This is a genomic window from Pseudomonas sp. 1, assembly GCF_056626735.1.
Window position 1 is genome coordinate 211,750 of sequence record NZ_JBWXMQ010000010.1, and the last position, 20,086, is coordinate 231,835.

General features: G+C 62.1%; 17 protein-coding genes. 9 read left to right on the forward strand and 8 right to left on the reverse strand.

Going from position 1 to position 20,086, the window contains the following annotated elements; translation table 11 throughout:
- The first annotated feature begins 133 nt into the window (after window positions 1–133).
- Window positions 134–820 carry a DNA repair protein RecO gene (gene recO / locus AC1MDC_RS17195; protein WP_085702536.1) on the forward strand — a complete coding sequence of 229 codons (687 nt, stop codon included), beginning with the start codon at window positions 134–136 and terminating at the stop codon, window positions 818–820.
- A gap of 39 nt (window positions 821–859) precedes the next feature.
- Complete coding sequence (pdxJ, locus tag AC1MDC_RS17200; protein WP_480393390.1) at window positions 860–1,603, forward strand: pyridoxine 5'-phosphate synthase; 744 nt, start codon at window positions 860–862, stop codon at window positions 1,601–1,603.
- A gap of 53 nt (window positions 1,604–1,656) precedes the next feature.
- Here pdxJ and mltF read toward each other — a convergent pair whose 3' ends face one another.
- Window positions 1,657–3,117, reverse strand: a complete 1,461-nt coding sequence (gene mltF, locus AC1MDC_RS17205; protein ID WP_480393391.1) for a membrane-bound lytic murein transglycosylase MltF — start codon at window positions 3,115–3,117, stop codon at window positions 1,657–1,659.
- Between the two features lie 285 nt (window positions 3,118–3,402).
- On the opposite strand from mltF, the gene purL reads away from it, so the two are divergent.
- Together purL and AC1MDC_RS17215 are read left to right on the forward strand one after the other, a co-directional pair.
- Window positions 3,403–7,299: a phosphoribosylformylglycinamidine synthase gene (purL, locus tag AC1MDC_RS17210; RefSeq protein ID WP_234204527.1), complete on the forward strand. Its 3,897-nt coding sequence runs from the start codon at window positions 3,403–3,405 to the stop codon at window positions 7,297–7,299.
- 5 nt (window positions 7,300–7,304) lie between these two features.
- The gene (locus AC1MDC_RS17215; protein WP_266200888.1) at window positions 7,305–7,616 is read left to right on the forward strand and encodes a YqfO family protein; all 312 of its coding nucleotides are present in this window, start codon (window positions 7,305–7,307) and stop codon (window positions 7,614–7,616) included.
- Between the two features lie 399 nt (window positions 7,617–8,015).
- On the opposite strand, the gene nagE is transcribed toward AC1MDC_RS17215, so the two are convergent.
- The 7 genes from nagE to AC1MDC_RS17250 form a co-directional block, all read right to left on the reverse strand.
- Entirely contained in the window at window positions 8,016–9,731 is a 1,716-nt protein-coding gene (nagE, locus tag AC1MDC_RS17220) for an N-acetylglucosamine-specific PTS transporter subunit IIBC (RefSeq protein WP_480393392.1), read from the reverse strand.
- Between the two features lie 23 nt (window positions 9,732–9,754).
- A complete protein-coding gene (gene ptsP, locus AC1MDC_RS17225; protein ID WP_480393393.1) occupies window positions 9,755–12,268 on the reverse strand; it encodes a phosphoenolpyruvate--protein phosphotransferase in 2,514 nt (837 codons plus the stop codon).
- 35 nt (window positions 12,269–12,303) lie between these two features.
- A complete protein-coding gene (locus AC1MDC_RS17230) occupies window positions 12,304–13,326 on the reverse strand; it encodes an SIS domain-containing protein (RefSeq protein ID WP_139832564.1) in 1,023 nt (340 codons plus the stop codon).
- The gene (nagA, locus tag AC1MDC_RS17235; protein ID WP_480393394.1) at window positions 13,307–14,413 is read right to left on the reverse strand and encodes an N-acetylglucosamine-6-phosphate deacetylase; all 1,107 of its coding nucleotides are present in this window, start codon (window positions 14,411–14,413) and stop codon (window positions 13,307–13,309) included. Before nagA ends, AC1MDC_RS17230 begins: the two co-directional genes overlap by 20 nt.
- Window positions 14,414–14,443: 30 nt before the next feature.
- Window positions 14,444–15,175 (reverse strand): GntR family transcriptional regulator, encoded by a 732-nt coding sequence (locus AC1MDC_RS17240; protein WP_480393395.1) that lies wholly within the window; start codon window positions 15,173–15,175, stop codon window positions 14,444–14,446.
- Window positions 15,176–15,505: 330 nt separating this feature from the next.
- Window positions 15,506–16,021 carry a L,D-transpeptidase family protein gene (locus AC1MDC_RS17245; RefSeq protein ID WP_007954614.1) on the reverse strand — a complete coding sequence of 172 codons (516 nt, stop codon included), beginning with the start codon at window positions 16,019–16,021 and terminating at the stop codon, window positions 15,506–15,508.
- Between the two features lie 102 nt (window positions 16,022–16,123).
- Entirely contained in the window at window positions 16,124–16,675 is a 552-nt protein-coding gene (locus tag AC1MDC_RS17250) for an NUDIX hydrolase (protein WP_085697256.1), read from the reverse strand.
- A gap of 147 nt (window positions 16,676–16,822) precedes the next feature.
- Here AC1MDC_RS17250 and AC1MDC_RS17255 point away from each other — a divergent pair, with 147 nt between their 5' ends.
- From AC1MDC_RS17255 to purT, 5 genes are all read left to right on the forward strand, one after another.
- On the forward strand, window positions 16,823–17,422 hold the full coding sequence (locus AC1MDC_RS17255) for a CoA pyrophosphatase (protein WP_085697257.1): 600 nt from the start codon (window positions 16,823–16,825) through the stop codon (window positions 17,420–17,422).
- A 47-nt stretch (window positions 17,423–17,469) separates the two neighbouring features.
- Window positions 17,470–17,994, forward strand: a complete 525-nt coding sequence (locus AC1MDC_RS17260) for a gamma carbonic anhydrase family protein (protein WP_085697258.1) — start codon at window positions 17,470–17,472, stop codon at window positions 17,992–17,994.
- A complete protein-coding gene (locus AC1MDC_RS17265) occupies window positions 17,991–18,206 on the forward strand; it encodes a DUF1289 domain-containing protein (RefSeq protein ID WP_085697259.1) in 216 nt (71 codons plus the stop codon). Before AC1MDC_RS17260 ends, AC1MDC_RS17265 begins: the two co-directional genes overlap by 4 nt.
- Before the next feature lie 64 nt (window positions 18,207–18,270).
- Window positions 18,271–18,738, forward strand: a complete 468-nt coding sequence (locus tag AC1MDC_RS17270; protein ID WP_085697260.1) for a preQ0 transporter — start codon at window positions 18,271–18,273, stop codon at window positions 18,736–18,738.
- 100 nt (window positions 18,739–18,838) lie between these two features.
- A complete protein-coding gene (gene purT / locus AC1MDC_RS17275; RefSeq protein WP_085697261.1) occupies window positions 18,839–20,020 on the forward strand; it encodes a formate-dependent phosphoribosylglycinamide formyltransferase in 1,182 nt (393 codons plus the stop codon).
- Window positions 20,021–20,086 lie beyond the last annotated feature (66 nt).

The window sequence follows — 20,086 nt, forward strand, 5'->3', positions numbered from 1 at the left end:
GGAGCGAGCTTGCTCGCGAAGACGATGTAACATTCGGCATTGATGTTGACTGTTGCACCGCTTTCGCGAGCAAGCTCGCTCCCACACTGGTTTTGGGTGATGAGTAAACCGCGTTTCCCTCAACGAGAAATCCATGTCTCAAGCGCCTCCCGCCCAACCCGCCTACGTCCTGCACTCCCGCGCCTACCGCGAAACCAGCGCATTGGTGGACTTCCTCACGCCGCAAGGTCGGCTGCGGGCGGTATTGCGCAGTGCGCGGGGCAAGGCCGGAACACTGGCGCGGCCGTTCGTGCCGCTGGAAGTGGAGTTTCGCGGCAAGGGTGAGTTGAAGAACGTCGGGCGGATGGAAAGTGTCGGCAACGCAACGTGGATGGTCGGCGAGGCGTTATTCAGCGGCCTGTATCTCAACGAATTGTTGATTCGCCTGCTGCCCGCCGAAGACCCGCACCCGGCGGTGTTCGATCATTACGCTGCTACCTTGCTGGCTTTGGCTGAAGGCCGGCCACTGGAGCCACTGCTGCGATCCTTCGAATGGCGGCTGCTCGACGACCTTGGTTACGGTTTTTCCCTGAACACCGACATCAACGACCAACCCATCGCTGCGGATGGTCTCTACCGTTTGCAGGTGGATGCCGGACTCGAGCGGGTCTATCTGCTGCAACCCGGCCTGTTCAACGGCACCGAACTGCTGGCCATGGCCGAAGCCGACTGGTCGGCCCCCGGCGCGTTGTCCGCCGCCAAACGCTTGATGCGACAAGCGCTGGCCGTGCATCTGGGCGGTCGTCCTCTCGTCAGTCGCGAGCTGTTTCGCAAGCCCTGATATGCTGTGCGCCGAATCTTTCCATTCAGGAGCGCATCCGTGACCACCAGCAATCGCATTCTTCTTGGCGTGAACATCGACCACGTCGCCACCCTGCGTCAGGCCCGTGGTACGCGCTACCCGGATCCGGTCAAGGCTGCGCTGGACGCGGAAGAGGCGGGCGCCGACGGTATCACCGTGCACCTGCGCGAAGACCGTCGACACATTCAGGAGCGCGACGTCCTGCTGCTCAAGGACGTGCTGCAAACCCGCATGAACTTCGAAATGGGCGTCACCGAAGAAATGATGGCGTTCGCCGAACGCATTCGTCCGGCGCACATCTGCCTGGTGCCGGAAACTCGTCAGGAACTGACCACCGAAGGTGGTCTGGATGTGGCGGGGCAGGAGGAGCGAATCAGAGCGGCGGTCGAGCGTCTGTCGAAGATCGGCAGCGAAGTGTCGCTGTTCATCGACGCCGACGAGCGGCAGATCGCGGCGTCGAAGCGTGTCGGCACACCGGCCATCGAACTGCACACCGGGCGGTATGCCGATGCTGAAACGCCAAGCGAGGTGGCGCAAGAACTCAAGCGTGTGGCGGATGGCGTGGCGTTCGGTCTGGCCCAGGGCCTGATCGTCAATGCCGGCCATGGCCTGCACTATCACAACGTCGAGGCCGTGGCCGCGATCAAGGGCATCAACGAGCTGAACATCGGCCATGCGTTGGTGGCACACGCGTTGTTCGTCGGCTTCAAGTCGGCGGTGTCGGAGATGAAAGCGCTGATTGTGGCGGCTGCCAAACACTAAGTATCAACATCCTGTGGGAGCAAACTTGCTCCCACATTTGTTTTGGGGATGGGTTAAAGCGGAGCGGGCTCTTGAGCGGGCTTCGACTTGTCGATCCCCGGCACATGCAGGTTGCCTTCGGCCACTTGATCGCCTTCAAGCTGCGGCTGGGTCACCCAGGTGAGGATGTCGTAGTAGCGTCGGATGTTCGCCACGAAATGTACCGGTTCGCCGCCCCGGGCGTAGCCGTAGCGGGTCTTGCTGTACCACTGTTTCTGCGACAGACGCGGCAGGATCTTTTTCACATCCAGCCACTTGTCCGGGTTCAACCCTTCCTTGGCCGCCAGTTTGCGCGCGTCATCCAGATGACCGCTGCCAACGTTGTAGGCCGCGAGGGCAAACCAGGTGCGATCCGGCTCCTGGATCGACTCGTCGAGCTGATCCTTCATGTAGGCCAGGTACTTGGCGCCACCCATGATGCTCTGCTTCGGATCGAGGCGGTTGGATACGCCCATGGCCTGGGCGGTGTTCTGGGTCAGCATCATCAGCCCGCGCACGCCGGTCTTCGACGTGACCGCCGGTTGCCACAGCGATTCCTGGTAACCGATGGCCGCGAGCAGGCGCCAGTCGACTTTTTCTTTCTTGGCGTAGGCCTTGAAGTGCTGTTCGTATTTGGGCAGCCGCTGCTGCAAATGTTGGGCGAAGGTGGTGGCACCCATGTAGCCGAGGACGTCGACGTGGCCGTAATAACGGTCTTTCAGACGTTGCAGGGTGCCGTTCTTCTGCACCTTGTCCAGATAACTGTTGATCTCGTTGAGCAGGCTGTTGTCTTCACCGGCGGCCACGGCCCAGCTCTGGCTGCGGGCGTCGCCGAGGTCGAAGGCCACGCGGATATTGGTGAAGTACACCTGGTTCATCGCCACTTCGTTGGAATCGACCAGGGTCAGGTCGATCTGACCTTCATCGACCATGCGCAGCAGGTCGACCACTTCAACGGCGTCGGATTCTTCGTATTGAATGGCAGGATATTTCTGTTTCAGCTCCGCCAGTTGTTCGGCGTGGGTGCTGCCCTTGAGCACCATGATCTTCTTGCCTACCAGATCGCTGGCGTCGGTGGGGCGCGACTGGCCGTTGTGGTAGATGATCTGCGGAGTGACTTCGAGGTAGGAGCGGGAGAAACGCACCTGTTTCTTGCGCTGTTCGCTGCTGACCAGACCGGCGGCCGCCAGCACCGGGCCGTTCGGCTTGCCGATCTGGTTGAACAGGTCGTCGAGGTTGTCGGCGGTTTCGATTTTAAGCTCTACCCCCAAATCGTCGGCGAAGCGCTTCACCAGCTCGTATTCGAAGCCGGTTTCACCGCTGCGATCCTGAAAGTAGGTGGCGGGGCTGTTTCGGGTGACCACCCGCAGCACGCCATCCTCCTTTACGCGCTCGAGTGTGTTGGGTTTATCAACACAGCCACTGAGCATCAGGAAGAGTCCGGTAGCGATCAGCCATCTGGCGTACCGCGGACGCAAAGCCGTTGGGGAAAACATGTGCGCAGTATACGCAAAGGACAACGGGCGCCATATCTCGACAGTTGCGGGGTTGTCTGCTAGGGATCACAAAACCGCTCGAAACCCCGCAGGGACGGGCCCGAAAGGCATTTTGTGACAGAAAAAATAACCGGCGTTCCTGCAGCCGTTAAATTTGACCCTCAAGGCAGGAACACCACTCGACATCCGGGTGCAACCGTGCGTAGCGTTTCGGGTGATGTTGAGGGCGGTTTAGGCTAGAATGCACGGCCTCAAAGCACACCCCTTCCCGAGGCTGTCCCGAAGATGTTGATCCTGCGCGGCGCTCCTGCCCTTTCTGCCTTTCGCCACAGCAAACTCCTTGAGCAACTGAGCCAGAAGGTTCCGGCTGTCAGTGGCTTGTATGCTGAATTCGCTCACTTCGCCGAAGTCACCGGCGTCCTGACCGGCGACGAACAGCAGGTGCTTGCGCGCCTTCTGAAGTACGGTCCAAGCGTTCCGGTTCAAGAGCCGACCGGTCGTCTGTTCCTGGTGTTGCCGCGTTTCGGCACCATCTCGCCATGGTCGAGCAAGGCCAGCGACATCGCCCGCAACTGCGGCCTGAACAAGATCCAGCGCCTGGAGCGCGGCATTGCGTTCTACGTGGCCGGTCAGTTCAGCGAAACCGACGCGCAGCAGATCGCCGACGTACTGCATGACCGCATGACCCAGATCGTTCTGGGCAACCTCGAACAGGCTGCCGGTCTGTTCAGCCACGCCGAACCGAAGCCGCTGACCGCCATCGATATCCTCGGCGGTGGTCGCGCCGCGCTGGAAAAAGCCAACGTCGAACTGGGTCTGGCCTTGGCCGAAGACGAGATCGACTACCTGGTCAACGCCTTCAACGGTCTCAAGCGTAACCCCCACGACATCGAACTGATGATGTTCGCCCAGGCCAACTCCGAGCACTGCCGCCACAAGATCTTCAACGCCAGTTGGGATATTGACGGCGAGAGCCAGGAAAAAAGCCTGTTCGGCATGATCAAGAACACCTATCAGATGCACAGCGAAGGCGTGCTGTCCGCTTACAAGGACAACGCTTCGGTGATCGTCGGCAACGTCGCCGGCCGCTTCTTCCCGGATCCGGAAACCCGCCAGTACGGCGCGGTGCAGGAGCCGGTGCACATCCTGATGAAGGTCGAAACCCACAACCACCCGACCGCTATCGCTCCGTTCCCGGGCGCGTCCACCGGTTCCGGCGGCGAGATCCGCGACGAAGGTGCAACCGGTCGTGGCGCCAAGCCGAAGGCCGGCCTGACCGGCTTCACCGTGTCGAACCTGCAGATCCCGGGCTTCGAACAGCCGTGGGAAGTGCCGTACGGCAAGCCTGAGCGCATCGTCAACGCGCTGGACATCATGATCGAAGGCCCGCTGGGCGGTGCTGCGTTCAACAACGAATTCGGTCGTCCGGCCCTGACCGGCTACTTCCGTACCTTCGAACAATCGATCACTACCCCGCACGGTGACGAAGTTCGCGGTTACCACAAGCCGATCATGCTGGCGGGCGGTATGGGCAACATCCGTGAAGAACACGTCAAGAAAGGCGAGATCGTCGTCGGCTCCAAGCTGATCGTGCTCGGCGGCCCGGCGATGCTGATCGGTCTGGGCGGCGGCGCTGCTTCCTCAATGGCCACCGGCACCAGCTCGGCGGACCTGGACTTTGCTTCCGTGCAGCGTGAAAACCCTGAAATGGAGCGTCGCTGCCAGGAAGTCATCGACCGTTGCTGGCAGCTGGGCGACAAAAACCCGATCAGCTTCATCCACGACGTGGGGGCTGGCGGTCTGTCCAACGCCTTCCCGGAACTGGTCAACGACGGCGACCGCGGTGGCCGTTTCGAACTGCGCAACATTCCAAACGACGAGCCGGGCATGGCCCCGCACGAAATCTGGTCCAACGAATCCCAGGAGCGTTACGTTCTGGCAGTCGGCCCGGCCGACTTCGAGCGCTTCAAGGCGATCTGTGAACGTGAGCGTTGCCCGTTCGCCGTCGTCGGTGAAGCCACCGCCGAGCCGCAACTGACCGTGACCGACAGCCACTTCGGCAACAACCCGGTGGACATGCCACTGGAAGTGTTGCTGGGCAAGGCACCGCGCATGCACCGTTCGGTGGTTCGCGAAGCCGAGCTGGGCGATGACTTCGATCCGTCGAACCTCGACATCGCCGATTCCATCGAGCGCGTCCTGCACCACCCGGCCGTGGCGAGCAAAAGCTTCCTGATCACCATCGGCGACCGCACCATTACCGGCCTCGTGGCCCGCGACCAGATGGTCGGCCCATGGCAGGTTCCGGTGGCTGACGTTGCCGTTACCGCCACCAGTTTCGACGTCTACACCGGTGAAGCGATGGCGATGGGCGAGCGCACTCCGCTGGCGCTGCTGGACGCTCCGGCGTCGGGTCGCATGGCCATCGGCGAAACCCTGACCAACATTGCCGCCTCGCGCATCAACAAGCTCTCCGACATCAAACTGTCGGCGAACTGGATGTCCGCTGCCGGCCACCCGGGTGAAGACGCGCGTCTGTATGACACCGTGAAAGCGGTCGGCATGGAGCTGTGCCCTGAGCTGGGGCTGACCATTCCGGTGGGCAAGGACTCGATGTCCATGGCCACCCGCTGGAACGACAACGGCGAAGACAAGACCGTCACCTCGCCGATGTCCCTGATCGTGACCGGTTTCGCGCCAGTGGCTGACATCCGTCAGACCCTGACCCCGGAACTGCGCATGGACAAGGGCACCACCGACCTGATCCTGATCGACCTCGGTCGGGGCCAGAACCGCATGGGCGCCTCGATCCTCGCTCAGGTTCACGGCAAGCTCGGCAAGCAGGCCCCGGACGTCGACGACGCCGAAGACCTGAAAGCCTTCTTCGCGGTGATCCAGGGCCTCAACGCCGACGGTCACCTGCTGGCATACCACGACCGTTCCGACGGTGGTCTGCTGACCTCCGTAGTGGAAATGGCCTTCGCCGGCCACTGCGGTCTGAGCCTGAACCTCGACAGCGTTGCTGAATCCTCGGCAGAAATCGCCGCCATCCTGTTCAACGAAGAACTGGGTGCCGTGATCCAGGTTCGCCAGGACGCCACTCCGGGCATCCTTGCGCAATTCAGCGCTGCCGGTCTGGGTGAATGCGTTTCCGTGATCGGTCAACCGATCAACAACGGCCAGATCAACATCACCTTCAACGGTGACACCGTGTTCGAAGGCCAGCGTCGTCTGCTGCAACGTCAGTGGGCCGAGACCAGCTACCAGATCCAGCGTCTGCGCGACAACGCAGACTGCGCCGAGCAAGAGTTCGATGCGCTGCTGGAAGAAGACAACCCGGGCCTGAGCGTCAAGCTGAGCTACGACGTCAACCAGGACATCGCCGCGCCTTACATCAAGAAAGGCATCCGCCCACAGGTCGCCGTACTGCGTGAGCAGGGCGTCAACGGTCAGGTGGAAATGGCAGCCGCGTTTGACCGCGCCGGTTTCAACGCGATCGACGTGCACATGAGCGACATTCTGGCCGGTCGCGTCGACCTGAACGAGTTCAAAGGTCTGGTGGCCTGCGGTGGCTTCTCCTACGGCGACGTTCTCGGCGCCGGTGAAGGCTGGGCCAAATCCGCGCTGTTCAACAGCCGTGCCCGCGATGCGTTCCAGGGCTTCTTCGAACGTAACGACAGCTTCACCCTCGGCGTGTGCAACGGTTGCCAGATGATGTCCAACCTGCACGAGCTGATTCCGGGCAGCGAGTTCTGGCCGCACTTCGTGCGCAACCGCTCCGAGCAGTTCGAAGCGCGCGTGGCGATGGTGCAAATCCAGGAATCGAACTCGATCTTCCTGCAGGGCATGGCCGGTTCGCGCATGCCGATCGCTATCGCTCACGGTGAAGGCCATGCCGAATTCGAAAGCGAAGAGGCACTGCTTGAAGCCGATCTGTCCGGTTGCGTGGCGATGCGTTTCGTCGACAACCACGGCAAGGTCACCGAAGCCTACCCGGCCAACCCGAACGGTTCGCCGCGCGGGATCACCGGCCTCACCAGCCGCGACGGTCGCGTAACGATCATGATGCCGCACCCGGAGCGTGTGTTCCGCGCCGTGCAGAACTCGTGGCGTTCGGAAGACTGGAACGAAGACGCTCCTTGGATGCGCATGTTCCGTAACGCTCGTGTGTGGGTGAACTAAGCGCTGTGTACAAGCTTGCGTTTTTTGTTCCCGACAGCCATGTCGAGGTGGTCAAGGACGCCGTATTCGCGGCCGGTGGCGGGCGGATCGGTGACTATGACCACTGTGCCTGGCAGGTGCTTGGATCTGGTCAGTTTCGGCCTCTGGACGGCAGTCAGCCGTTCATTGGCGAGGCGGGGCAGGTTGAGCGGGTCGAGGAGTGGAAGGTTGAGCTTGTTGTTGGCGATGAGTTGATTCGCTCGGTAGTGGCGGCTCTTAAGTTGAGCCATCCCTACGAGACGCCGGCTTATGAAGTGTGGCGACTGGAGGATTTTTGATCCTCCTTGGCTGCTGAAATGAAAACCCGCTGAGAGTGATTTCAGCGGGTTTTTTGGTTTTTTTGGGGGGGGATTGAGTGAATATCCGTTTCTTCGGGTGTTGCTGCTGGCGGTTTCGCCCTTACGGCGAGTCACTTTTTTCAAACGCCAAAAAAGTAACCAAAAACGCTGGGCCCCTGCGTTCGGCGCCTCGCTGTGGCTCGGCGTTCCTTCGTTCCGGGATTCATCCGGGGGCATCGCCTACGGTTTGCTTCGCTGCACCTCCTCTCGATGCATGCGGCTGCGCCGCACGGTCGCTGCGCTCCCACCCCCGGATAAATCCCTCCACTCAGCCTGCCGATGGGGCCAAAAGATCAAGAGCCTTACTCGAGCTAACGCTCATCGTGTTGAGTGGTGGACCTAAACCTTCGCACTCACCTCACTCCGATTAACCAACCCCTCCAGCGCCGCACTCAAACTCTGCGCCCGCTCGCCCACCAGCAAGTGCCATACGCCATCTTCCAGTGCGCTCACACCCAGACATCCAAGCTCTTTCAATCGGCTTTCCGACAGCGCCTTGCCATCGGCCAGTTGCAGGCGTATCCGGCTCATGGCGATGCAGTCCAGTTGCAGCACGTTGTCGCTGCCGCCCAGAGCAGTCAGCCATTGCTGGGCCTGGGGTGTGGACACTGTGACGGGCTCGCTGGTTTCAACGATGTCGACAGGGGCAACCACTACGGTTCGGCCCAATGCGGGCATCGCCAAGCGGATTTCGTCGGCAATGCTGTCGGCCATCGGCCCGACAACCACCTGCAAGCTCCCGCCCTTGCCCGGACGTACTACGGCCATTGCGCCCAGGGCTTTCAAGTCCGCATCGGAGGCTTTGTTGCGATCCACCATTTCCAGGCGCAGCCGCGTGGTGCATGCGCCGACAGTCACCAGATTCTCCGCGCCACCCAGTGCCTTGATGTAAGCCCCGGCGCGTTCGTTTTCGGTCAGGACCGCTTTGTCGGCGCTGGCAACGTCTTCACGTCCCGGGGTTTTCAGGTTGAAGCGGCGGATACAGAAATCGAACACCGCGTAGTAGATGACCGCATAAACCAGGCCCACCGGCACCACCAGCCAGCCGTTGGTCGAGCGTCCCCAGCCCAGCACCATGTCGATGAAACCGCCGGAGAAGGTGAAGCCCAAGTGGATGTTCAGCGCATTGGTGATTGCCATCGACAGGCCGGTCAGTAGCGCATGCAGAAGAAACAGCAGCGGAGCGAGGAACATGAAGGCGAATTCGATGGGTTCGGTGACGCCGGTGAGGAACGCGGTCAGGGCCATCGACAGGAAGATCCCGCCCATGACTTTGCGCCGCTCCGGCAGGGCGTTGCGGTACATCGCCAGGCAGGCGGCGGGGAGGCCGAAGATCATGACCGGGAACATGCCGGTCATGAACTGGCCGCCTTTCGGGTCGCCGGCGAAATAGCGGGACAAGTCACCGGTGACCAGTGCGCCGGTGGTCGGGTCGGTAAAGTTGCCGAACACGAACCACGCCATGTTGTTGAGGATATGGTGCAGGCCGGTGACGATCAGCAGGCGGTTGAACACGCCAAAGACGAAGGCGCCGAAGCTGCCGCTTTCCATCAGCAGGGTGCCGAAGCTGTTGATGCCGTGCTGGATCGGCGGCCAGATGTAGCCGAACAGCACGCCCAGGCCGACCGCGCTGAAACCGGTGACGATGGGGACGAAGCGCCGGCCGCCGAAGAACGCCAGGTACTCCGGCAGCTTGATGTCCTTGAAACGGTTGTACAGCGCGCCGGCCATCAGGCCGCTGACGATCCCGGCGAGCATGCCCATGTTGATGCTCGCGTCGAGCACCTTGAGGGTGGAGATCATCACCAGGTAACCGATCACCCCGGCGAGGCCGGCGGTGCCGTTGTTGTCCTTGGCAAACCCGACCGCGATGCCGATGGCGAAGATCATTGCCAGGTTGGCGAAGATCACCTGACCGGCGTCGTGGATGATCGCGATGTTCAGGAGGTCGGTGTCGCCCAGGCGCAGCAGCAGGCCGGCGATCGGCAGGATCGCGATTGGCAGCATCAGCGCCCGGCCGAGGCGTTGCAGGCCTTCGATGAAGAGTTGGTACATGGCGTTTGTCCTTGTTGTTTTTGTTAGCGCAGAGGCCAGTGTTGATGACAGGCATGCCGCACCGCGGCGGCGCTGCTCAGCTTGAGCAAGTCCCGGGCGAGGCGTTGGCATTCGGCTTCGTGCAACTGGCGCACGCGGTCCTTGATTTCGCCGATCTGTACCGGGCTCACCGACAGTTCGGTCACGCCCAGGCCGATCAACACCGGCGTCGCCAGCGGATCCGAGGCGAGGGCGCCGCACACGCCGACCCAGCGTTTATGCAGCGCCGCGCCGTCGCAGGTCATGGCGATCAGGCGCAGCAGCGCCGGGTGCAAGGCATCGACCCGTGCGGCGAGGCCGGCGTGGTCGCGGTCCATGGCCAGGGTGTATTGCGACAGGTCGTTGGTGCCGATGGACAGGAAGTCCGCGTGCTCGGCCAGTTGTTCAGCCTGCAGCGCAGCGGCCGGAACTTCGATCATCACGCCGATTTCCGGACGTTGATTGATGCCCAGCTCCAGACACAGCGCATCGACCCGCTGGCGGATGTGCAGCAGTTCGTCGACTTCGGTCACCATCGGCAACAGGATCCGGCAGCGCTGCAACGGGCTGACTTGCAGCAGGGCGCGCAGTTGCTGATCGAGGATTTCCGGGCGGGCCTGGGCCAGACGAATACCGCGCAGACCGAGCACCGGGTTGGCTTCGACCGGCAGTGGCAGGTAGTCGAGTTGTTTGTCGCCGCCGACGTCGATGGTGCGGATGATTACCGACTTGTCGCCCATGGCATCGATCACGGCTTGATAGGCGGCGCGTTGCTCTTCGACATCCGGTGCAGTGTGGCGGTCGACGAACAGGAACTCGGTACGCAGCAGGCCGACGCCATCGGCGCCGTTGGCAAATGCATCCGCCGCTTCATGGCTGGAGGCGACGTTGGCGACCACTTCGATAGCGACGCCGTTGCGGGTTTCGGCGGGCAGATGGGCTTTGGCTTGCTGGGCATTGCGCCGTTGCTGTCGGTCGATTTGCGCTTGTTGGACCTCAGCCAGACGCTCGGCATTCGGCGTCAGTTCGAGGCGACCGCCGTCGGCGTCGAGGACCACCGATTGGCCTTGTGCTTGGTCGAGCAGCGCCGAGCCCAGTGCAACCATGCACGGCAGGCCTTTGCCTCGGGCCAGAATCGCCACGTGGGAAGTCGCACCACCTTCAGCCATGCACAAACCCGCGACGCCTTGCGCGCTCAGTTGCAGCAAGTCCGACGGCGTCAGTTCGTGGGCGGCGACAATGGCGCCGGCCGGCACGTCGTAGTGCCAGGCTTCGCCAAGCAGCGCGCGCAGCACCCGTTGCCTGAGGTCGCGCAGATCGTTGGCGCGCTCGGCCAGCAGCGGGCTGCCGGTGTTTTGCAGTACCTCGCATTGCGCGTCGATGGATTGGCTCCAGGCGTGGGTCGCCGCCGTGCCGGTTTCAATTGATTGCTGGGCAGCGTCGAGCAGGGCCGGGTCTTCAAGCAAGGCCAGGTGCGCGGCGAAAATCGCTTCTTCGTCGGCATTACGCTGTTTTTTCGCCTGGGCGAGGGTGCTGTTGATTTCGCTGCGAACCTGATTCAGCGCGGTGTCGAGAATTTGCAACTGTTGCTCGGGCTGATGATTGCCGCTGTCGGCTGGCAGGCTGATCGCGTTCAAGCGAAACAGCGGCCCGCCGACCAGGCCCGGTGCGGCGCACACGCCGTGCAACACGCCAGCCTCGGCCGAACGATTGCGTGGGGCGGAGGCAACCGGCGCGGCGGCATGATGATCTTCGGGCAGGGCGGTGGCCAATGCGGTAAGCAAGGCTTGCAACGCCGCCTGTGCGTCGGGGCCCTGGCAACTGACCTGCACTTCGTCCTGCTCGCCAATCGCCAGGCCCATCAAACCGATGAGGCTGTTGCACGGCGCCGATTTGCCGGCGAAATGCAGCTGCGACTGGCTCTTGAAACCTTGCGCTGTCTGGCGGATCAACGCCGCCGGGCGTGCATGCAGACCACCGCGATGGGCGATCCGCACGTGACCGTGAACTTCCGGGCCGCCAGGTTCTTCGATGTTCGCCGCAACGCTGCGACGAGCGACGATGTGCAGCAGCGGTTCACCGACCTTCACCGTTTTCAGCGTAATGGGGCGCGCCTGGAAATCCTGGCTGTTGGTCAGGATCAACAGGCTGACCAGGCTTTTGCACTGGCGGCCGACCTTGTCCAGGTCATAGCGCAACAACGGCTGGCCACTGCTGACCCGCGCGCCTTCCTTGACCAGCATCGAGAACCCTTCGCCCTGCAACTCCACCGTGTCCAGGCCGAGGTGCAACAACAGCTCGGCGCCGTTGTCAGCGCGCACGGTCAGTGCGTGGCCGGTGCGGGCGACGTGGATCACCACGCCGGCGCAGGGCGAATACAAGGTATCGTTCAGCGGATCGATGGCAATGCCGTCGCCCATCGCGCCGCTGGCGAACACCGCGTCCGGGACTTTGGCGAGCGTGAGCACCGGGCCGCTGAGCGGGGCGCTTAAAGTCAGCTCTTTATTGTTGTTGTGCATGGCTCGGTCTCATCAGGAAAACGTTCGGTTCGGACTCAGTGCGTACGGGTGACTTTGCTCAGGTGTCGCGGCTGATCCGGGTCCATGCCACGGGCCACGGCCAGACCGGCCGCCATCACGTAGAAACTCTGGATCGCCAGGATCGGATCGAGCGCCGGGTGCTCGGCACGGCTCAAGGTCAGGTCGCGTTCGCTGACATCATCCGGCGCGGCCAGCAGCACGCGGGCACCGCGCTGGCGCATTTCGGCCGCCAGGCTCAGCAGGCCGGCCTGTTCGGCACCGCGGGGGGCGAACACCAGCAGCGGGTAATGTTCGTCGATCAGGGCCATCGGGCCGTGACGGACTTCGGCGCTGCTGAAGGCTTCGGCCTGGATCGCCGAGGTTTCCTTGAATTTCAGTGCGGCTTCCTGAGCGATGGCGAAACCGGCGCCACGGCCGATCACCATCAACCGCTCGCAATCGCGCAGGGCGTCGATGGCCAGGCTCCAGTCCTGTTGCGCGGCTTCGCGCAGGCCTTCGGGCAGGGCGTTGTGTGCCTCCAGCAATTCACTGTCTTCTTTCCAGTGCGCGATCAAGCGGGCGCTGGCGCTGAGGGTGGCGATGAAGCTCTTGGTCGCGGCGACGCTGCTTTCAGTACCGGCCAGCAGCGGCAGGCTGAATTCGCATGCGGCCTCCAGCGGCGAATCGGCAGCATTGACCATCGACACGCTCAGGGCACCGCGCTTGCGCAGCAGGCGCAGGCTGTTGACCAGGTCCGGGCTCTGGCCCGACTGGGAAAACGCGAACGCGACCTGGCCGCTGACCTTAAGCGGCGCCTGCTGCATGGTCACCACCGACATCGGCAGCGACGCCACTGGAATCCCCAGTTGCTGCATGGTCAGGTAGGCGAAGTAGCTCGCTGCATGGTCGGAGCTGCCACGGGCAACGGTCATCGCCACTTGCGGCGGCTGACGGCGCAGGCGCCCGGCGATCTCGATCATGTGCGGATCGAGTTGTTGCAGTTGGGCTTGCACGGCCTCGAACGAGGACAGCGCCTCCTCAAGCATTTTTGAAGTCAATGTCTTCTCCTTCGACCATGACGGCGGTCAGTGTGAGTGAGCGATCCAGCCGCACGCAGTCGGCCCAGGCGCCGGGTTGCAGGCGTCCGCGTTCGGTGATGCCGAGGTAGTCGGCGGGGAATTGCGAAAGACGTTGCGAGGCCTCGGCGATCGGCAGACCGATCTTCACTAGATTGCGCAGGGCCTGATCCATGGTCAGGGTGCTGCCGGCCAACGTGCCGTCGGGCAGGCGCACGCCGCCCAGGCATTTGGTGACGGTGTGGCTGCCGAGCTTGTACTCGCCGTCGGGCATGCCGGCGGCGGCGGTCGAATCGGTCACGCAGTACAGGCACGGAATCGAGCGCAGGGCGACGCGGATCGCGCCGGGGTGTACGTGCAGCAAGTCCGGAATCAGTTCGGCGAATTTGGCGTGGGCCAGTGCCGCGCCGACGATGCCCGGCTCGCGGTGATGCAGCGGGCTCATGGCGTTGTACAAATGCGTGAAGCTGGTGGCGCCGGCTTCGAGCGCGGCGACGCCTTCCTCGTAACTGCCGAGGGTGTGGCCGATCTGCATGCGGATGCCACGGCTGCTCAGCTCGCGAATCAGACCGTCGTGGCCGGCGATTTCCGGGGCGATAGTGATCACCCGAATCGGCGCGAGTGCCAGATACTCTTCAACTTCGGCCATCAACGCGGTGTGGGCGAAGTTCGGTTGGGCGCCGAGTTTGCCGGGATTGATGTACGGACCTTCAAGGTGAACGCCGAGCACCCGTGCGGCGCCTTTCGGACGCTGCTCGCAGAATTCGCCGACTTCCTTGAGCACGCTGGCAATCTCGACACTCGGCGCGGTCATGGTAGTGGCCAACAGCGAGGTGGTACCGAAGCGCACGTGGGTCCTGGTGATGGTTTCGAACGCGCTGGCACCTTCCATGATGTCCTTGCCGCCACCGCCGTGGACGTGCAGATCAATGAAACCCGGCAGCAGATACGGCAAATCATTGGTCGCCGGATCGCAAGGCTCGCCTTCGATCGACACGACTCTGCCGTGTTCGTGGACCAGCCGGCCGCGAACCCAGCCGTCAGCGGTGAGGATGTTGTCTTCAGACATTTCGCTTCTCTCGTTTGGCCTGGCTGCTGATCAGCGGCGAAGCTCTGCAACAAAGTCGTAGTAGTCGTTGCGGCAATAGGTGTCGGTGACTTCGATCGGCGTGTTGTCTTCCAGATAGCCGACCCGGGTCATCAGCAGCATCGCGGTGCCGGGAGCGATGCCGACCAGCGCGGCGAACTCGTCCGATGCGTTGATCGCCTGGATGTGCTGCAACGCGCGCACGATCGGTTTGCCGATGCTGTCGAGGTGTTCGTAGAGGGAATCGCCCACCACCTGTGGCTTGGGCATGATCGAGGCGGGCAGGGTGCTCATCTCGATGGCCATCACCGTGTCGTCGGCTTTGCGCAGGCGTTTCATGCGCGCGACCTTGTCGTTCGGCGACAGACCGAGTCGGATCAGTTCTTCGTGGGTGGGCAGGGAGATTTCCCGCTCGAGCCATTGCGAGCTGGGTACGAACCCCTTGAGACGCAGCATCTCGCTGAAACCCGACAGGCGCGACAGCGGTTGTTCAAGGCGCGGGGTGATGAAGGTGCCGGAGCCTTGCAGGCGTCGGATCAAACCCTGATCGAGCAGGACTTCCAGCGCCTTGCGGGCGGTGACCCGGGAAATCCCCAGCATCTCGCTCAGATTGCGCTCCGAGGGCATTGCCTGTTCGGCTTTCCACTGGCCTGTATGGATCGCCGCTTCCAGGTTGCGCGCCAGTTGCAGGTACAGCGGCGTCGGCTGGGAGTCGTCTGGGCGTAGGGCGTGGAGGTCGTTCATGTAAGGCATTTCCGGCGCTGATATAGGATTGTTGTCGCTCGGTAGTGCGGCGAAAACTAATACCACTTGCATACCATGTCAACGCGTCGGAAACGCCTGTAGTCCTTTGGATTCGGGTGTTTGAGGATGGGTGGTTTCAAGTGGTATTAGAGGTGGGGGCGGCAAAGCAAAAGATCGCAGTCTGCGGCAGTTCTGGCGGGTGAAAGTGGTATCACCGTTCAGACGTTGCCGCAGGCTGCGATCTTTTTGATTTATTTTTTGCGAGCGACCAATGGTCGGGAGAAAGGGCCGCGTTGCGGCCCTGAGAGCGCAAGCGCTCCGGTCACAGACTCAAGGGCGGATTTCGATCATCGTGCCGTCCGGCACCAGGTTCCAGACTTCGCGCATGTCGACGTTGCGCATGGCGATGCAGCCGTCGGTCCAGTCCAGGGTGTGGAACAGTTGCTCGGGGTTGTCCTCGGAGTCCGGCGTACCGTGGATCATGATCATCCCGCCAGGCTCGACGCCTTCGCGGCGGGCGCGGGCGGAGTCGCTGATGTTCGGGTAGGAGATGTGCATCGACAGGTTGAATTTGTCGCTGGTCTTGCGCCAGTCGATCCAATAGAAACCTTCCGGCGTGCGCTTGTCGCCCTCAATCAGCTTCGGACCCTTTTTCGCGCCTTTGCCCAGGGAAATGCGATAGCTCTTGAGTGGCTTGCCGTCGGCGATCAACTGCAGTTGATGGGCCGATTTGAGCACCAGTACTTTTTCGATGAGCGGGGTGTTTGAAGGCGTCACGGTGGTCACGAATGACGCTTGGGAGACGGTGACGAACGACAGGCAGAACAGGGCAAGCAACCAGCGCATTGAAACGATTCCCCAGATATGAAGCAGATACTTTATTTATAGAGAGTGTGCAGTCGCTGTCGCGGGCTGCGTTAGCCGGTTATCGGCCGGCCGCCGTCGAAATCAAGTGATGGCCGGTTGCGCGAGCGGCGGGATCGATTCGGAACGAACCGGATAGACCTCGACGCGCCGGTCGGCGAAGAAGCATTCCAGGGTACGGCCCACCGTGCGAAAAGCCAGCTCGTCCCAGGGAATGTCTTCCTCGTCGAACAGTTGCACTTCCAGGCTTTCAGGGCCGGCGGCGAAGTCCAGATCCGCCAGCTCGGCGCGGAAAAACACATGCACCTGACTGATGTGCGGCACGTCGATCAGGGTATAGATGCTCAGGTTGCGTACCCGGGCGCAGGCTTCCTCGGCGGTTTCGCGGATGGCGGCCTGCTCGATGGTTTCGCCGTTCTCCATGAACCCGGCGGGCAACGTCCAGTAACCGAGGCGTGGCTCGATGGCGCGGCGACACAGCAGGACTTTGCTGCCCCAGGTCGGCACGCAACCGGCCACGATATTGGGGTTCTGGTAGTGAATCGTCTGACAGCTGCCGCAGACAAATCGCAGCCGCGAGTCGCCTTCGGGAATGCGCTGGGTCACCGGGTTGCCGCACTGGCTGCAAAATTTCATGCTGGGGTTCCTGAATGCTGCGCCTATCTTGGCGTGCAGCGGTGTCAGTCGGCAAGTTGTCGTTTCGCGACATGACGCCCGTCCGGGGCTTGGGCGGTCGCAATGATTGGTGCATGATGCAGGGCAAGGCACCGATCGAGAACACTTATGCTGGACGAGCTACTGCACCGGGTAAGCAATCACACGCCGCGCACGCTGGAGACCGACACGCGTTTCCCCGAGGCCGCTGTCCTGGTGCCGATTACTCGCAGTGACGAACCCGAACTTGTCCTCACCCTGCGCGCCAGCGGGCTCTCGACCCACGGCGGCGAAGTCGCCTTCCCCGGTGGGCGACGGGATCCGGAAGACCCGGACCTGACGTTCACCGCCCTGCGCGAAGCCGAAGAGGAAATCGGCCTGCCACCGGGACTGGTCGAAGTGATCGGTCCGCTCAGCCCGCTGATTTCCCTGCATGGCATCAAGGTCACGCCGTATGTCGGGGTGATTCCCGACTTTGTCGAATACCAGGCCAATGATGCCGAGATCGCTGCGGTGTTCAGTGTGCCGCTGGAGTTCTTCCGCAAGGATCCGCGCGAACATACCCACCGCATCGACTATCAGGGTCGCAGTTGGTACGTGCCGAGCTATCGTTTCGGCGAATACAAGATCTGGGGGTTGACGGCGATCATGATTGTCGAGTTGATCAACCTGCTCTATGACGCCAGAATCAGCCTGCATGAGCCGCCAAAAAGCTTTATCAATACCTGAAGCCATCGTTCGAATGGCCAGCCATCGTGAGCCCTGAGGAAAACAAGATGAAATACCGCCTGGGCGACGCCCGTGTCGATACCCATCCGCAGAGCTGGGTTGCCCCCAATGCCGTGCTGGTGGGCAAGGTCAGACTGGAAGAAGGCGCCAACGTCTGGTTCAACGCCGTGTTGCGCGGCGACAACGAACTGATCCTGATCGGCAAGAACAGCAACGTGCAGGACGGCACGGTGATGCACACCGACATGGGCTATCCGCTGACCATCGGCACCGGCGTGACCATCGGCCACAATGCCATGCTTCACGGTTGCACGGTCGGCGACTACAGCCTGATCGGCATCAACGCGGTCATCCTCAACGGCGCGAAAATCGGCAAGAACTGCATCATCGGCGCCAACGCGCTGATCGGCGAAGGCAAGGAAATTCCTGACGGTTCACTGGTGATGGGCTCGCCAGGCAAAGTGGTGCGCGAACTCACCGAGCCGCAGAAGAAGATGCTCGAGGCCAGCGCCGCGCACTATGTGCATAACTCACAGCGCTATGCGCGCGATCTGGTCGAGCAGGAAGAATGACAACTCCGGAAAGACCCGTCGCCTCGCCGTGCGTGAGCATTTGCGCGCTGGACGAAGACGACATTTGCACCGGTTGCCAGCGCACGGTCGAGGAGATCACCCGCTGGAGCCGGATGACCAACGACGAGCGGCGGGCGGTGCTGGGGTTGTGTCATGAGCGGGCGAAGGCGAGCGGGCTGGTCTGGATGATCGGCAAAACGCCAGGGCAATAATCGATTTGATTGGCGTCATCGAAGGGCTGAAGTAACCTGTGCGCCAATTTGACAGGTCACGCCCATGATTTTCCTCATCGCCTACATCAGCAGCGTCGTGCTGATCAACTTTGCCTTCTCCACCGCACCGCACCTGGACATCATCTGGTCGGCATGGGGCGGGCTGGTTTTCGTGTTGCGCGACATGGTGCAGATCCGGTTCGGCCACGGCGCGATCCTGGCGATGCTGGCGGCGCTGGTGCTGTCCTATGTCACGTCCGATCCGTCGATCGCGTTGGCCAGTGCCACGGCATTCGCGGTCTCGGAGTGCATCGACTGGCTGGTATTCACCGTCACCAGGCGCCCGCTGCGTGACCGGTTGTGGATCAGCTCGGCGCTGAGCATTCCCCTCGACACCTTCATCTTCTTCGGCATGATCGACCTGCTGACACCGCCAGTGCTCATCACTGCATTGGCCTCGAAGTTCGCCGGTGTCACCGCCGTCTGGCTGATCATGGCCTGGCGTGAACGCAAACAGGCTGTCGCCGGCTGAAGCCAAACCCTCAGGTTCATGTAAAATGCCGCGCTTTCTCCCCATGGAAAGCGCGTCTGGCGTTGCTTTCCTCGATGATCCGCTTCTTTGAGGACCTGAGATGACCCGTATCGGAACTCCATTGTCGCCGACCGCGACCCGCGTATTGCTGTGTGGCTGTGGTGAGTTGGGCAAGGAAGTGGTGATCGAGCTGCAACGCCTGGGCGTTGAAGTGATTGCCGTCGACCGCTACGCCAATGCGCCGGCCATGCAGGTTGCCCATCGCAGCCACGTGATCAACATGCTCGACGGTGCCGCCCTGCGTGCAGTGATCGAAGCCGAGAAGCCGCACTTCATCGTGCCGGAAATCGAAGCTATCGCCACCGCCACCCTGGTGGAGCTGGAAGCCGAAGGCTTCACCGTGATCCCGACTGCTCGCGCCGCGCAACTGACCATGAACCGCGAAGGCATTCGTCGCCTGGCCGCCGAAGAGCTGGACCTGCCGACTTCGCCATACCACTTCGCCGACACCTTCGAGGACTACAGCAAAGCCGTTCAGGACCTGGGTTTCCCGTGCGTCGTCAAACCGGTGATGAGTTCGTCGGGCAAGGGCCAGAGCCTGCTGCGCAGCGCCGATGACGTGCAGAAGGCCTGGGACTACGCACAAGAGGGCGGTCGCGCCGGCAAAGGTCGCGTGATCATCGAAGGCTTCATCGATTTCGACTACGAAATCACTCTGCTGACCGTGCGTCATGTCGGTGGCACCACGTTCTGTGCGCCGGTCGGCCACCGTCAGGAGAAGGGCGACTATCAGGAATCCTGGCAGCCACAGGCCATGAGCCCAATCGCACTGGCTGAATCCGAGCGCGTTGCCAAAGCCGTGACCGAAGCGTTGGGCGGTCGTGGCCTGTTCGGCGTCGAATTGTTCATCAAGGGCGATCAAGTGTGGTTCAGCGAAGTGTCGCCGCGTCCACACGACACCGGTCTGGTGACCCTGATTTCCCAGGACCTGTCGCAGTTCGCCCTGCACGCCCGGGCGATCCTCGGTCTGCCGGTACCGCTGATCCGTCAGTTCGGCCCATCGGCTTCGGCAGTGATTCTGGTGGAAGGTCAGTCGACCCAGACCGCATTCGCCAACCTCGGCGCGGCACTGAGTGAACCGGATACCGCGCTGCGTCTGTTCGGCAAGCCTGAAGTCAACGGCCAGCGCCGCATGGGTGTTGCACTGGCCCGTGACGAGTCGATTGAAGCCGCTCGTGCCAAGGCGACCCGTGCTTCCCAGGCTGTTGTTGTAGAGCTGTAAACCGAGTCACATCCATCGCGAGCAAGCTCGCTCCCACAAGTTCGGCGGCACTCACAAATTATGTGT